Below are 13,496 nucleotides of genomic sequence, written 5' to 3' on the forward strand. Positions count from 1 at the left end.
ACGTGTTTTTCTCCTATTCTATGAGCCTGAAAATATAGAAAAGGAATGATTAGAATGACAGAAAATCGTTTGCTGGATGGCCTCTTTCAAACTCATTTTTTGCAGCTTCAAAACAAGCAACAGGAATCCTTTGCGAGAGTGAAAGAGTTAGTCAACGCTGCAGAGAAACGTGACACATTGGAATGCGCTGTATGGGCATGGCTAGTGACAGAGCATGCACTTCGCTTTCGAGATGATACGATTCTTAAGGAGTGCGAGGCATTTCTCTCTCATACGATGGAATTAATTAAAAGCAACTGGAACATACCCCAAGATCATTTCTACTTGTCTATTTCTAAAGATATCTTCACCTCCCACCTTGCTATTTACTACGCAGCTTTAATGAATCTAAGAAATCTTGGAATCCAACCTATCATTCAACAAACAGCAACCGCCATTCGAGATCATATTTTTGAAAATCATTTAAGAGGTGGCATGGTGCTCTGTTCTCCAAAGCATCCTTTTGCTTCTACTGACTTATTATTATCGGTTCTTCCGTTTGGGTTGTTTTCTCCAGAGGATCTCGTCATGGTAGAAGCGGTAAAGGAAATGGAGGAAATGCTTGTTAGTGGAACTGGTGTCGAGTCATTTTCGCAATCAGGTAAGCATTCAGATTTGGCTAGCAATCTTCTAGCCTGGTATTTTCTCGAAAAAGGAGACCATGCAAAATTTAAGAACTACCTACGAAAGAACAAGGAACAAGCTGCTGTATTGGACGTGCTTTCGTATTATGCAGCATTAGTGCAAGAAACCGAGCTTAACCATCATCCGCTTGGGAATGAAAATAAGTACGAGCCACAAGAATTTGAGCGAAGTCCACGTTTTCCAACGAGTCTAGAGGAGGTAATGATTCATTTCACAGCTCCTTACCATCAAGATGCTATGGCCTACATAGAAGTGGAAAGCTTAGTTGAACTGAAAAAAGTCAACGCTAGCTTTGTACCGGGAAACAAGCCTTATTGGGAAGCGAACATTGGTAGCTTTCCGTCCCATGAAGAGGTGTCCTATACCATTCATTGGATAAACGGAGATAAGAGACTCACGTCTGAGACCTATCGTTTTTTCCCTCTAGAAGAAAAAAGCTTAAGGAGCTTCCATGGGGTGCAAATAAAGGAAAACCTGTATCGCTGGGAAGCGGAGAGCCTAAAAGGTTTTTCATTTCTTTTTGACAAGGATAAAAAGCAGCTGATTTTCACACAGGAAGCACCATCCGTATCAGGAGATAGGGTGACTGTAGCGGTAAATGATGTCTTTGCAGATAGCGGGATTCCTTCTTTTACTTTGAATTCACGCCTTGCGCCAATCGTGGTGAAAATGGATAAGGAAGGAACGGTTCAGGAACTTTCTTTACATTTTCATAGTCTAGAGTTGGAGCAGTTTTTTGGCATGGGGGAACGTTATCATACGCTTGAGTACCGCGGAGAAATCCTCGATTGTTATGTTTACAACCAATACAGAGACCAAGGTGCTAGAACCTATATGCCTATCCCGTTTTTCATTAGCTCACTAGAATATGGTCTCCATGTCGACACAAGTACGTATACCAGGTATGATTTTGCAAGGACGGAAAAGGATGTTTTAAGCGTATCTATAGGCATGCTAAAGGATCAAGAGGTTCCCCTTCAGTTCTATACTGGGTCACCGAAAGAGGTTGTCTCACAGTTCACACAAGAAACCGGTCCTGCAGAAATGCTTCCTGTTTGGGCATTTGGACCGTGGATGTCGAGTAACAATTGGGACAGAGACGAGGTTGTTCGAGAACAAATTAAAAGAACAACGGACCTCAAGATCCCATCTACTGTTTTTGTGCTAGAGCAATGGAGCGATGAAACCACCTATTATATTTTTAATGATGCCATTTATGAGCCAACAGATGGAGAGGGTGCTTTAAAATATGAAGATTACGTATTTCCAGAGTGGGGACGATGGCCAGATCCTAAAGGCTTAGTACAACACATCAATGAGCATGGCATGGAACTTATCCTTTGGCAGATTCCCATCATGAAATACTTGAATCGTCGTTTTCACCCACAAAAAGATTTAGACGAAGATTTTATGTTAAAGGAGAAATATTTTATAAAAGACGGCGAAAATCTGCCATACCGTATGCCAGAAGGGTGGTTTAAGGAAAGTCTTCTGATGGACTTTTCAAATAAAAAAGCAGCAGAATGGTGGTTTAAGAAAAGACAATACTTGCTGGATATCGGAGTCGCTGGTTTCAAAACAGATGGAGGAGAAATGGTTTTTGGAGACAGCATCCAATTTGCAGATGGAAGAACAGGAAGCGAAATGCGAAACGAATATCCGAACGACTATATTCAAGCATATTATGAATTTGCACAAGCTCACAGACCAAATGACGCGATGACATTTAGCCGAGCTGGCTATACTGGTGCGCAAAAATTCCCTTCGCATTGGGCGGGAGATGAGCGTTCCACTTTTGACGCCTTTAAACGCTCTCTCATTGCAGGTCTTTCTTCTGGCATGAGTGGAATCTTTATGTGGGGGTGGGATCTTGCAGGCTTTAATGGGGAAATTCCTACTGCAGAATTGTTTATCCGCTCCGCCCAAATGGCCGCATTCTGCCCAATTATGCAATACCATGCCGAAAGTAAGGCGGAGTTCAATCAAGACAGAACGCCTTGGAATATTGCAGAAAGAACCGGAGACGAAAGAGCCATCTCCGGATATCGTTTTTATGCCAATATAAGAATGAATCTTCTTCCTTATATTGTCGAGCAGGCAAGAATGTCTTCAGAGCAAGGAATTCCTCTTATGAGAGCGATGCTGCTTGAGTATCCACATGACCCTAACATTACAAAGCTTTATGATCAATATTTCTTTGGTGACAACTTGTTGGTTGCCCCAGTTATTGAAGAAGGAGGTAATGAGCGATCTGTCTATTTGCCTCACGGAAAGTGGGTTGGATTGTTCGATAAAAAGGTCTACGAGGGAGCGCAAACTATCCATCAAAAAGCCGCACTCCTCGAGATTCCAGTGTACCAGCGAAATAATAGCTGTGTGATCACCAATGTCGCGAAAGAAAACAAAAAATTAGGCTCTTTTGTAGGGAATTCTACTACCGACTACCAGCATGCCTGCATTCATATTACTTGTGATGGCTCCTTCTTTTACGAAGGAAGAGATCATTTGAAAGACAAGTGGCAGGTTGGAGTGAAGGTGACGGGAGAGGATGTGTTCATCTCTGTGGATAGTAAACAGGAGGAATATACCATCATTTTCACGAATACCTCAAGGCAGAAATGGAACATCTTGAGTAAAGATAATGATGTTTCAGTGGAGCCAGATGGTACGGTTTGTTTTTCTGAAAGTAGGTAAATTTGTTTGCACAATGAAGAGGGGGGCGATTCTCTTGGTTCAATCGAATATCGAAAGAACCAGGAGTACCGTCCCCTTATTCCACCTTATTTAAATTCAATTAGTACTGGGTGTTGTTCTTCAAAGTCCATGTCATCCCATGAGAATACGTGAAGGAGCATTTCGATGTTCTCTTCTATTACTGGGAGGTCGCCTTCATAGTTTTGAATGGTTAGGATGGCGTCGGCTCTTTTGCCACTGGAAATCTCGGTGCTCATGGATAGCATCATGTCATCAATCATTTTGTCATCTGCTGAAACTTCTCTTGCTTGAACTTCAATTGTGTCTTCGCGTTTGTTTTCAACTTCAAATTTCACTTCTACTTTTTCTTCGTCCCAATCTGTGTCCACGATTTTTTCCACGCTAATTAGGGTTGCTTTTATGGTCTCGTTGTCAACAATCACTGTGTTGATTTCTTTTTTAAAGGTATCTGTTTCCTTCGTTTCTTCCGCCATTTGTTCTTCAGAAGCATTACTAGCCTCTTCGTTAGCTGAAACGACATCCTTCACCTCTTTTTCTTGTACTTCTTTATCGCCACAGGCTGTTGTTATTCCTAAAACTAGTAATAATAACATTAATGATAAGGTTTTCTTCATGATGTTTCCTCCTAAGTTTTGCTGGAATTGAAGTGAGTGTATAGTCATGAAAAAAGGCATGCCATGAACACATGCTCTTTTTTCGTTTATCTTACTCATTCATGTCATCTGGGAAGACAATTTCATCAAACACTTCGTTCGTTTCTTCGTCTTTGATATTAATTTTAACTCTATTTTCATCTGGATCCACACCATCATAAAGCTGATACATCATGCCCCCAATGCCGATTGCAAAAGTCGCAAACCCATCCATGCTGTTTTCATAAGCAGCTTTCTCCACAATCATCGTGAATTCAGTAAAAGAATCATTAAATGTGATGTCCTTTATGGAAACAAAGTCACCGCTTGCTTTAATTTCTTCTATGGAGTCCGTGATCGATTGTTTCATTTCTGCCATCATTTCTTTATGCTTTGCCTTGCTCATCTTGTAAGTGACAGATCCATCATCGTTCTTGGTCGCTTTTATTCCTTCCGCTTCTGCTTCCGTTATAGCTGAACTAACATCCTCGCCTTCAAACATGGAAGCTGGGATCGTTACTTCCACATTGAATAATCCTTTATCTACACTTGCGGCATCCTCGTTTTCTGTTGTTTCTTGAGCTTCTGTTTCTGCAGGCTTTTCAGACGCAACTGTTTCTGTATCGTTATCAGAAGAGCATGCAGTGAGCGCAAGCACTCCAGCGATTAACAACATCATCCAAAGTTTTTTCAAAATAATTCCCCCTAGTAATAAAAAGTCCTTACACAGTGTAATATCTTTGTAACAATTCTGCAATATAAAAGGGAAATTTGTAATATTTTACTAGATTGAGATAATGATCATTTTGCTTTCTTTGTTTCCTTCGTTTCGATAAGAAGCAATAGGGAACTAGAAGATTATAGGACATGCACGCACCTCTCCTAAATACCCCTAAGGAAGTGAAGTAAATGATGAGTAAGGGGACACTGGAACCAGATAGGAAGATTATTGGCACAGACCAAACAGCTTTGGATTTTTGGCAGTGGGGATTTTCCAATATATTAACGAATAATCTTAGAGGGGTATTTGCGGAGTTTCTGGTGGGTTCTGCTTTAGGATGCTTGGATCAACCTCGTGTTGAGTGGGATCCTTTTGATTTAGTTTATGAGGAGATGAAAATTGAAGTAAAATCCTCTGCCTATATTCAAGCTTGGCATAAGGATAGGTATTCCAATATTAGTTTTTCCATTGGTGCAACAAAAGAATATGATTATGAAACGAATAAGTATAGTCCAACCGCTAAAAGGTGGGCAGATTTATATGTCTTTTGTTTATTGAAAGAAAAAAATATAAATGAAATTAATCCACTAAATGCGACTCACTGGGAGTTTTATCTGATACGAACGGAAGAACTTGATTCCCATTTTCCACATCAAAAAACCATTTCATTAGCTTCGCTTCAAAGGATAGCAGCACCCTGTTCCTATGACGAAATAAAAAAGACGGTGCATTTGTTTTCTTGAAAACACGGGGGCGGTTCAACCGGCTCATTCGAAGCTCGAATGAACAAGGAGAACCGCCCCTCTTGGTCATTTTAACGTTACGACAACAATCTCCGGGCGGTTGAAAATTCTTTGAGGGATGATGCTGTTGCCCAGGCCTCTGTTGACGATCATGGTGGTGTTGTTGATTTTGTACGTTCCTGCGGTATAGGCTGGGAATAGGCCTTGGTTTGGTGCAATTAGTCCACCGATGAAGGGGATTCGGACCTGACCGCCGTGTGCATGACCGGATAGAACTAAGTCGAATTGGTACTCGGCATAGAGAGAAAATAGCTCCGGCCTGTGCGACAATAAGATATGGAAATCGCCTGTTTCGATATCCGTTAGTGCTTCTTTTATGGAAGCTTCAGCAATAGATGCTTCTGTTTCCAGGGTGTTTTCTTCAGCAGGGTCATCGATTCCTGTTAGTAGGATTCTTTCATTCCCGATGACGATTTCTTCCGTAGTGTTGCTCATAACTTCGACTCCGATATCGCTGAGCTTTTCTTCAAGTGAGTCGTATTTTCCCGACCACCATTCGTGATTTCCAGTGACATAATACACGGGTGCCATATCCGTTAATTTCTCCATTAAGGTTAAGCTCGTTTTTTCATCGTATTTCTTGGAATCGACTAAATCTCCGGTAAACACGATGAGGTCAGGCTTTTCCTTCATTACTTTTTTTACTAAGGTTTGTTGATCGTCTCCAAACGCCTTACTGTGAAGGTCCGACAATTGAACAATCTTAAATCCAGAAAACTCGTTTGTCATTTTTTCCGAGTCTATCGTTATTTTTGTAGTGATTATGGCATTATTTTGATAATAAAAAAAGAATGCTAAGGACAATAGGATAACAATTGCTGCTATCCATTTCTTTCTTTTGGACTTCATAGGCGTTTATTTCGTGAAGATTTCATGTTCACGTTTCTCCTTGTAGGTTGGTAGGATGTTTTTTAATTCCGTTAGGTCGTTGATGACGATATCAGCTTGCGCGAGTTCCTCTGGCTGTGCAAAATCAAAGTGACAGCCAATGGCGGTTAGTCCATTATCCTTTGCTGCTTGAATGTCAGAGAGGCGATCACCAACCACGACTGCTTGTTGAATCTGGTGTTTTTGCAGGATTTCTTTCACGAGGTCTCCTTTGTTGAGCGTGCTGATTTGTTGAATGCTAAAGGTTTCTGTCACCCATTGCTCTAGCTCGTAGTAGCTGACAATTGCCTGCAGGTAGTCTATTAGACCATTACTCGCAATGAAGATGGAGTAGTTGTTTTCTTTTAAGTAGGTTAGAATTTCCCTTACATTGGGGTAAAGCGCACCTTTTCCGTTATGGATGTTTTGCAATAGCTTTTCTAGAAAAATAGTATCTGTTTGTTTTCTTATTTCAATAGAATGGTGTGGAAGCAGGGTTTCCCACACTTTGGGTAACGGAACTCCCATTATTCTTCGGTATTCTTGAATAGGGGTTGTACCTTGCCATAGATTTTGAGAACGTAAAAGGTCAAACGTATCATCAAGGGAAACTTCTAATATTTTTTCTGTCTGAAACAACGTCCCGTCCATATCAAAAATTACTGATTCTATCATTATGTGTACCTCACTTTTGTGGTGTTTTATGAAACTATTATACCTTTAACCTGGGGAGAGTGAGGGAAGATTGTCTCACAGTTGCCCAAGCTTTTCTTGTCGTCAATGGTAGCATGACACATTTGAAGTTCAATGAACTAGGAGAACCTCTCCCTATCCCGTGAGTTGCCATTAGGAAAATTGATTATTGACAATTAAATCCAGGAAGGTATAATTTAAGTAGTTAAGTAATTACTTAAATGAAGAATGGAGGGTAAGTGTTGGGGATTAATGGATTGTTTAAGGCACTTTCTGATGAAAATCGGAGAAAGATGTTGGATCTTTTAAAGAATGGAGATTTGACAGCGGGAGACATTGCGGAACATTTTGACATGAGCAAAGCCGGCGTATCCCAGCATTTATCTGTGTTGAAAAATGCAGATTTGGTCTTTGCTATCAAAAGGGGACAATACGTGTATTATTCGTTAAATGCAACAGTCTTTCAAGAAGTATTACAATGGATCATTCAATTTCAATCAAAGGGGGAAAAAGAAACATGAAAAAGATGTGGATGTTTTTGTTCGTAATTCTTTCATTTGGTATTAGTATTTTTGTTTCTGTGAATTATTTAGCAGGCGAAAAATTAGAGTGGGTCACCTTGTTTAGTGTTCCATTTTCCATGATTATTGTCCTTGTTACTTTTATTTTTCTACCAAAGCAGGATTCGTTTAATCGGTATAAAAAAGGAATAGAAAACATCTTTTTAACCTTGATGTTAGTGCTAGAAATTGTACATATTGGCTTAGTTTTCTATCACATGGACAGTAAATTTCCTATCATCATGCTTCTTCCTATATGTGTAGGGCTTGTACTTATTGCTACAGCAAATACCTTACCTAGATTTCAACTAGAAATTCCTCTATCATCTTCAGATCTAACAAAAACCATTCATCAATCCTGGAACAAGGGATTACGTTTATTTTCCAGACCATTATTCATTGGAGGATTAGCTATGATGCTATGCGTATTCCTCCCACAACCACTCATATTACCTGGATTTCTTACAGTACTAGCCTGCACACTTCTCACGTCTGTTGCTTTTTCGTTAAAGAGAGCGTAGGGATGAGGGGGACGGTTTTCTGGGTTCAACATTAAAACCTTCCCCATAGTTCATTTAGCCCTGTATTTTACTAAAAAAGGAAGTGGCAGTGAGGAGATTATTCCGACGAATAAAAGAGTAAATGTAGCGTATAAGATGGAAAATGACCACTTATGTAGGAAGAGGTTTCCAAGAATCACAATTGGCAAAACGATAGAAATAGAGGTGAGAAACCTAGAGCCCATGGTTATTTTATGGGTGGTACTGCATTGACTGCAATGGATGGGTTTGTAGCCTGCGCAGAGTGAGGTGAATATTTTCCCCCAACTAAATGGCTGGCGACAGGTATCGCAGGTTGAGACTCCCATACTACTATTCCTCCTTGCTGTATAATAAGATAATTATTTCAAAAATTCATAATTTTTACAATTAGTAAATTCTTAAGATAGGAGATTGGAAGTGAATTTGATATTATGTAGAAAAGAATGATGCAGTACTACATACTACGTTTCGGATAATTTAATAGGGGAAGGTGCTGGGATGGGAGAACTGTCCCCCTTATTCCTGAAAGGAGTGCTTCGCATATGAAGAATTTCGTTGCGTTTGATTTTGAGACCGCGAATATTAGTCGTACGAGTGTTTGTTCGATTGGGATGGTGTTTGTGGAGAATAATAAGGTAAAAGAGACGGTGTATGAGCTGATTAATCCGGAGGGGTATTTTGATCCACGTAATACAGCGATTCATGGTATTACGGAGGAGGATGTGGTGAATGCGCCGACGTTTGATGTGTTTTATGAGGGTGTGAAGGACAAGCTTGACAATCAATTGATGGTGGCTCATTTTCTTCCGTTTGACGGGTATGTATTGCGTGATAGTCTTACGCGATATGGCTTAACGCCGGTGTCTAAGCAGTTGATGTGTTCATGTCAGCTGTCGAAAAAGCTGCTTCCAGATTTGCCGTCGCATTCATTGAAGACGATGAGCCGTTATTTTGGAATTCAGCTTGATCAGCATCACCATGCACTGGATGATGCTAGAGCATGTGCGGAAATTTTTATTCAATTAACCGAGCTTGGTAGGATTGAGGATGCAAAGACGTTGGCCTCTGTGACTGGTATTCGTGTGGGAGAGCTGACAGCAAACAGCTTCCGAACCTCTAGAGTTGGGAAAAAGAGCGGCGTGAAGAGAAATATGGAAGTGAAACGAGCAAGGATGTAGATGAAACAGGGGGACGGTTCTGCTGCCTCATCCGCTAGGTGGTGGAGAGCCGCAAAAACCTTCCTACTATTATTAATTGTTAATATTTGGTGGGACGAGGAACCTGTCCCTCTGTCCCATTACTTTTTAACTAATATCTACCTTCATTACCCAAAATACAGCTAGTTAAAATAGGTACTATTCCTTATCTTTTACTATATTGGAAACTATTTCTTGTAATGTGGAAAATAATTCAATATTCTGAAAATGTAGGGAGTTAGTATTTTAGAGAATGGCGAGGGAGAGGAGAATAATATTATGGTAGCTATTAACAAAGTTCAAATCATGCTTTGGAGTTCTATTTATTCTTTTATCAATCACCTCGAAGAACAACATAAGGAAATCATTGAAAACAAATGGATTATTTGGGTTGTTATTTTAATCGCACTATTGGCTGGAATTGGATATGCCTACTATTGTACATCCAAAGGCTATGCATTTTCTGGTAAGCTTAAATGGAATTGGCCAAGAGTTTGGGATATAGGTATAGGGTGTAAACCAGTCTAAATAAATTAAAATAGCCATTCTCTAAAGTATTAATGCTACTTACTACAAAAAAAATATAGGGCTGAAACGATGATTATTATATCTGATTTAGAAAAGTCGTATGGGAAAAATAAAGTCTTAGATAAGCTTAATATCATGTTTGGTACAGAAGGGATCGATATTATAGTCGGTGTTAACGGATCTGGTAAGACTACTATGTTGAACTGTATATGTGATATAACACCTTTCCAGGATGGAAACATTAAGATTCATTCTATAGACCACAAAGAGAAGGAAGCAAAGTTAAAGATGTATTATATTCCTTCAGATTTCTATCTACCTGAGTATTTATCGGGCAAGGAGTATGTGGATTTTGTATTTAACCGATATAAAGAAGCTGATGATAAATTTTTCCAGTTTGTCATTGAACTATATCATTTGAAGGAAGCTTTGCATAAAAAGATAAGTGACTATTCATACGGTATGAAAAAGAAGTTGCAGATTGCCGTGTCTTTATCCTTAAACGTGCAATACATTTTCGCTGATGAAGTTTTCAATGGATTGGATTATGAGAGTTACCTGTTAACAGAGTATCTCTTTCATAAGCTTTCTGGAAATCGTAAGTTCATTTTAATTACTCACAATATGGATTATATAACACGTAATCCACAGGCAGATGTGTATTTATTAAGCTTTGGAAAAATGGAATTAATGAAGGATATAAGCAAAATTGAGGAAATAGTAATTAATAATGGAGAATTAAAAAATCACTATGACAAAATTGACCGATTCCTTAACGATAACCAAAATCCTACTAAATGAAGTTTTTAATAACATCTTGTCCAATAATATCTTTAAAAAGAAAAGAAACAGGTATATTTTACTGGCATGTTTGGTTGTGGCGTACATCTTGTACTTTATTTTAAATGTGTCGGAACTGAATAAGATTTTTGTCAGTGAAGCAGAGACAACAATAGAAATGCGCAATATCCTATTTTCCAGTCTCACCAATGTTATTGTGATCATTTCAGGTTTTATTTATCTTATTGTGACAATTTCTTTTACTATTACCGATAGAATGCAGTATCAGCTGAAAATTCTGCCGTTTGAGAGAGGGAGTATCTGGCTTGGTAGTATACTCTTTAAATTGTTTTTGGGATATAGCTCATTTTTATTAATTTTTGCTATCATTATCCCTTTAATGAAACTATTTCACTATTCACTATCCTTAAATTTATTAATTTTGGTGTATTGCCAGCTATTATTTTTTGTTAGCGTTTGCTTTTATTACTTTGTGTTTACCTCTTTAAGTAGGGTTATGAGACTCACTTATTACAATGTGAGTAATATGTTATTAGTTGTATTTCTTTTCTTTTACTTTTTTATTTTCAGATTTAAAATTGATTTGCATGTCCAATCTATTAACCTAGAAATTAATCATTTCTTTGTCTTCATCATGATTGGTCTGTTAATTGTTCTTACTGCCCTTTTAGCATGGGGCATTTATTTTCTTCAATCAAAGAATAGTGAAGAAATCTATTCCACTTCAGATTTTTTTTCCACACGGATTAGCATATCGATGAATAATCTGACTCTATTACTGTTAGGGACATTTAGAAATAAACTTACGATGAGATTAGTTGGGATTGTAGCACTTTTTTTCACCTTATCCTTCATTGATACAAAGGACTTTACCGTTGCTGTCACGACACTTGTGTTTGTCTACCCAGTGATTGCATTTTCGGCTATTCGATATTATAGCACCACAGCATCTTATCGAAAAATGAATCCATTTTACGGACTTACTCCTGTTCTAGAGACAGCTATAACTACGATCGTAAGTTTGCTTATAAATCTTCCATTGCTAATCTTAGCGATAGGGCTTCAAGGGGATTATGAAAAAACTGCCTATTATGGTTTTATTATTTTTGAGGCAGCGCTTATTATGAGCATTATTTTTCCGAAAAATAAAAGCTCTGTTAATGAGTTTTCTGCATCCGTTCTCTGTGTCATCATAGCAGTTTCGTTATATCTCATTTCCAAGAGCTTATTAATATTCTTAAGCATATTATTGGTTCTTACTCTTATAAAATATTATTTGATAAAAAGGAGTTTTTTAGATGAAGCTATCTAAGTTTATCTTTCTTGGAACGATACTTTATCTTTTTCTATTTTTGTTTGATTATTTTATTACTCTGTTTGCCATTGATGAAACGGGAGTCTATATGTCAAAACTAGGTTTGAAGATCGATATGATTATGAATGAGGAAGAGCTTTTTACGACATTTTCTTTAACTCCACAAATCCTTGTGACATATGGAGTTTGGCTATTAATTATTTGCCTATGCTATTTTGGAATTAAAACATTTAGATCAAGAAGTGTATCTAATTAAAAGGTAATGGAAAATTTGATTGTTTTTTTAAAAGAGTTTTTGATTGTATATTTGATGGTATTTTGTGTAATGGTTGTGCACGAAGCGATTCATCTCTTTTTTATAAAATTATTTAAGAAAAAGATAAAATCGATCAAAATAAATCTGTTAGGTGGAAAAATATCCTATGTAAATGACAAGAAGCATTTTGATATATTAATCATATCCATTGCACCAAATATCATTCTTCCATTAATCGGCATTCTCTTATATCAACTTGATTTTGGTATTTACGGGACCATATTGGCATTTATCTGTTTCCTCAATCTCGTTAATCTTCTCCCATTTACTGCAGACGGTTCCGCAGTCATATACGCTGTGATAAAAATGCTCCAAAAGAAGGGGATCTGGATTGATCATTTGAAGGTGAAAGAAAAGCAGGACCGAAGAATATAGTGTTAGGCACAATCAGTGAAACAGGGGGACGGTTCTGCTGCCTCATCCGCTAAGTGGTGGAGAGCCGCAAAAACCGTCCTAGTAATATCCATTGTAAATATTTGGTGGGACGAGGGACCTGTCCCTCTGTCCCCCGCTTCCTTTCAAATCTAAAATATAATAAAATAGAGTAGTATTGGATTTGCTAGAAATGGGAGAAAGGGGATGGAGTTTAAGGATGGGTAGATTAGTACATTTTGAGGTTCATGTAGATGATATGGACCGCGCAAAGCAGTTTTATGGTGAGGTTTTTGGTTGGAAGTTTGAGGACTGGAGTGAGTTTGCTGGAACGCCGTATTTTGGCGCGGTGACTGGGGATGAGTCGCAGCCAGGTGTAAATGGGGCGTTAATGCAGCGAAGAGGACCTCGTCCAGAAAGTGGCCAACCAATGAATGGGTACTCCTGCACGATGCAAGTAGAGGATTATGATGCAACTGAAAAGCGTATTCTTGAGCTTGGTGGAGTGGTAGCACTCCCGAAACACGCACTGCCTGGAATGGCGTGGCAGGGGTATTATCTAGATACCGAAGGCAATGTAATCGGTGTACATCAACCAGATGAGAATGCAAAATAAAAGAATAAAGTGAAACAGGATGACGGTTTTTTGCATCTCCCCGCCAATGGACGGAGGAAGCAGGAACCGTTGTCCTGTTTTTTTTTTGAAGCGGAGGGACGGTGCTCTTGCCGCAGAATCAGGTATCCAAATGGT

At 38.7% G+C, this 13,496-nt stretch carries 16 protein-coding genes; 11 read left to right on the forward strand and 5 right to left on the reverse strand.

From position 1 onward, the window contains the following. Positions 1-54 precede the first annotated feature (54 nt). A complete protein-coding gene (locus tag FIU87_RS03485; protein ID WP_172970939.1) occupies positions 55-3,378 on the forward strand; it encodes a glycoside hydrolase family 31 protein in 3,324 nt (1,107 codons plus the stop codon). Between the two features lie 86 nt (positions 3,379-3,464). Here FIU87_RS03485 and FIU87_RS03490 read toward each other — a convergent pair whose 3' ends face one another. Both FIU87_RS03490 and FIU87_RS03495 read right to left on the reverse strand, forming a co-directional pair. Then, the gene (locus FIU87_RS03490) at positions 3,465-4,013 is read right to left on the reverse strand and encodes a hypothetical protein (protein WP_152443306.1); all 549 of its coding nucleotides are present in this window, start codon (positions 4,011-4,013) and stop codon (positions 3,465-3,467) included. 91 nt (positions 4,014-4,104) lie between these two features. Beyond that, entirely contained in the window at positions 4,105-4,725 is a 621-nt protein-coding gene (locus FIU87_RS03495) for a hypothetical protein (protein WP_152443307.1), read from the reverse strand. Between the two features lie 215 nt (positions 4,726-4,940). Between FIU87_RS03495 and FIU87_RS03500 the strand changes: the two genes are divergently transcribed. Then, positions 4,941-5,495 (forward strand): hypothetical protein, encoded by a 555-nt coding sequence (locus FIU87_RS03500; RefSeq protein ID WP_253905500.1) that lies wholly within the window; start codon positions 4,941-4,943, stop codon positions 5,493-5,495. Between the two features lie 66 nt (positions 5,496-5,561). Here FIU87_RS03500 and FIU87_RS03505 read toward each other — a convergent pair whose 3' ends face one another. Both FIU87_RS03505 and FIU87_RS03510 read right to left on the reverse strand, forming a co-directional pair. Next, complete coding sequence (locus FIU87_RS03505; protein WP_152443308.1) at positions 5,562-6,404, reverse strand: metallophosphoesterase; 843 nt, start codon at positions 6,402-6,404, stop codon at positions 5,562-5,564. A gap of 6 nt (positions 6,405-6,410) precedes the next feature. Beyond that, the gene (locus FIU87_RS03510) at positions 6,411-7,097 is read right to left on the reverse strand and encodes an NIF family HAD-type phosphatase (RefSeq protein ID WP_152443309.1); all 687 of its coding nucleotides are present in this window, start codon (positions 7,095-7,097) and stop codon (positions 6,411-6,413) included. Positions 7,098-7,363: 266 nt separating this feature from the next. Between FIU87_RS03510 and FIU87_RS03515 the strand changes: the two genes are divergently transcribed. Both FIU87_RS03515 and FIU87_RS03520 read left to right on the forward strand, forming a co-directional pair. After that, positions 7,364-7,636, forward strand: coding sequence for an autorepressor SdpR family transcription factor (locus FIU87_RS03515; protein ID WP_152446396.1), 273 nt, complete (start codon positions 7,364-7,366; stop codon positions 7,634-7,636). Further along, the gene (locus tag FIU87_RS03520) at positions 7,633-8,196 is read left to right on the forward strand and encodes an SdpI family protein (protein WP_152443310.1); all 564 of its coding nucleotides are present in this window, start codon (positions 7,633-7,635) and stop codon (positions 8,194-8,196) included. Before FIU87_RS03515 ends, FIU87_RS03520 begins: the two co-directional genes overlap by 4 nt. Before the next feature lie 50 nt (positions 8,197-8,246). On the opposite strand, the gene FIU87_RS21655 is transcribed toward FIU87_RS03520, so the two are convergent. After that, entirely contained in the window at positions 8,247-8,543 is a 297-nt protein-coding gene (locus tag FIU87_RS21655) for a TIGR04104 family putative zinc finger protein (RefSeq protein ID WP_152443311.1), read from the reverse strand. A 216-nt stretch (positions 8,544-8,759) separates the two neighbouring features. On the opposite strand from FIU87_RS21655, the gene FIU87_RS03530 reads away from it, so the two are divergent. The 7 genes from FIU87_RS03530 to FIU87_RS03560 all read left to right on the forward strand — a co-directional run bounded on the left by FIU87_RS03530 (position 8,760) and on the right by FIU87_RS03560 (position 13,361). Continuing rightward, positions 8,760-9,395 (forward strand): 3'-5' exonuclease, encoded by a 636-nt coding sequence (locus FIU87_RS03530; protein ID WP_152443312.1) that lies wholly within the window; start codon positions 8,760-8,762, stop codon positions 9,393-9,395. A 297-nt stretch (positions 9,396-9,692) separates the two neighbouring features. Then, the gene (locus FIU87_RS03535) at positions 9,693-9,941 is read left to right on the forward strand and encodes a hypothetical protein (protein WP_152443313.1); all 249 of its coding nucleotides are present in this window, start codon (positions 9,693-9,695) and stop codon (positions 9,939-9,941) included. Positions 9,942-10,076: 135 nt separating this feature from the next. After that, complete coding sequence (locus FIU87_RS03540) at positions 10,077-10,742, forward strand: ATP-binding cassette domain-containing protein (protein ID WP_216647543.1); 666 nt, start codon at positions 10,077-10,079, stop codon at positions 10,740-10,742. Continuing rightward, positions 10,693-12,054, forward strand: a complete 1,362-nt coding sequence (locus tag FIU87_RS03545; protein ID WP_152443315.1) for a hypothetical protein — start codon at positions 10,693-10,695, stop codon at positions 12,052-12,054. Before FIU87_RS03540 ends, FIU87_RS03545 begins: the two co-directional genes overlap by 50 nt. Next, positions 12,041-12,313, forward strand: coding sequence for a hypothetical protein (locus FIU87_RS03550; RefSeq protein ID WP_152443316.1), 273 nt, complete (start codon positions 12,041-12,043; stop codon positions 12,311-12,313). Before FIU87_RS03545 ends, FIU87_RS03550 begins: the two co-directional genes overlap by 14 nt. A gap of 6 nt (positions 12,314-12,319) precedes the next feature. After that, positions 12,320-12,748: a metalloprotease family protein gene (locus tag FIU87_RS03555; RefSeq protein WP_152443317.1), complete on the forward strand. Its 429-nt coding sequence runs from the start codon at positions 12,320-12,322 to the stop codon at positions 12,746-12,748. 217 nt (positions 12,749-12,965) lie between these two features. Next, a complete protein-coding gene (locus FIU87_RS03560; protein WP_152443318.1) occupies positions 12,966-13,361 on the forward strand; it encodes a VOC family protein in 396 nt (131 codons plus the stop codon). Positions 13,362-13,496 lie beyond the last annotated feature (135 nt).

Origin of the sequence: Bacillus sp. THAF10 (genome assembly GCF_009363695.1) — a bacterium.
Lineage (GTDB): Bacteria > Bacillota > Bacilli > Bacillales > Bacillaceae_I > Sutcliffiella_A.

Bases quoted from the DNA above. Each gene is read 5' to 3' on its own strand.
- FIU87_RS03545 (WP_152443315.1), top strand. From the start codon at position 10,693: ATGACAAAATTGACCGATTCCTTAACGATAACCAAAATCCTACTAAAT.
- FIU87_RS03505 (WP_152443308.1), bottom strand. From the start codon at position 6,404: ATGAAGTCCAAAAGAAAGAAATGGATAGCAGCAATTGTTATCCTATTG.
- FIU87_RS03490 (WP_152443306.1), bottom strand. From the start codon at position 4,013: ATGAAGAAAACCTTATCATTAATGTTATTATTACTAGTTTTAGGAATA.
- FIU87_RS03510 (WP_152443309.1), bottom strand. From the start codon at position 7,097: ATGATAGAATCAGTAATTTTTGATATGGACGGGACGTTGTTTCAGACA.
- FIU87_RS03485 (WP_172970939.1), top strand. From the start codon at position 55: ATGACAGAAAATCGTTTGCTGGATGGCCTCTTTCAAACTCATTTTTTG.
- FIU87_RS03550 (WP_152443316.1), top strand. From the start codon at position 12,041: ATGAAGCTATCTAAGTTTATCTTTCTTGGAACGATACTTTATCTTTTT.
- FIU87_RS21655 (WP_152443311.1), bottom strand. From the start codon at position 8,543: ATGGGAGTCTCAACCTGCGATACCTGTCGCCAGCCATTTAGTTGGGGG.
- FIU87_RS03560 (WP_152443318.1), top strand. From the start codon at position 12,966: ATGGGTAGATTAGTACATTTTGAGGTTCATGTAGATGATATGGACCGC.
- FIU87_RS03530 (WP_152443312.1), top strand. From the start codon at position 8,760: ATGAAGAATTTCGTTGCGTTTGATTTTGAGACCGCGAATATTAGTCGT.
- FIU87_RS03555 (WP_152443317.1), top strand. From the start codon at position 12,320: ATGGAAAATTTGATTGTTTTTTTAAAAGAGTTTTTGATTGTATATTTG.
- FIU87_RS03500 (WP_253905500.1), top strand. From the start codon at position 4,941: ATGATGAGTAAGGGGACACTGGAACCAGATAGGAAGATTATTGGCACA.
- FIU87_RS03540 (WP_216647543.1), top strand. From the start codon at position 10,077: ATGTTTGGTACAGAAGGGATCGATATTATAGTCGGTGTTAACGGATCT.
- FIU87_RS03535 (WP_152443313.1), top strand. From the start codon at position 9,693: ATGGTAGCTATTAACAAAGTTCAAATCATGCTTTGGAGTTCTATTTAT.
- FIU87_RS03520 (WP_152443310.1), top strand. From the start codon at position 7,633: ATGAAAAAGATGTGGATGTTTTTGTTCGTAATTCTTTCATTTGGTATT.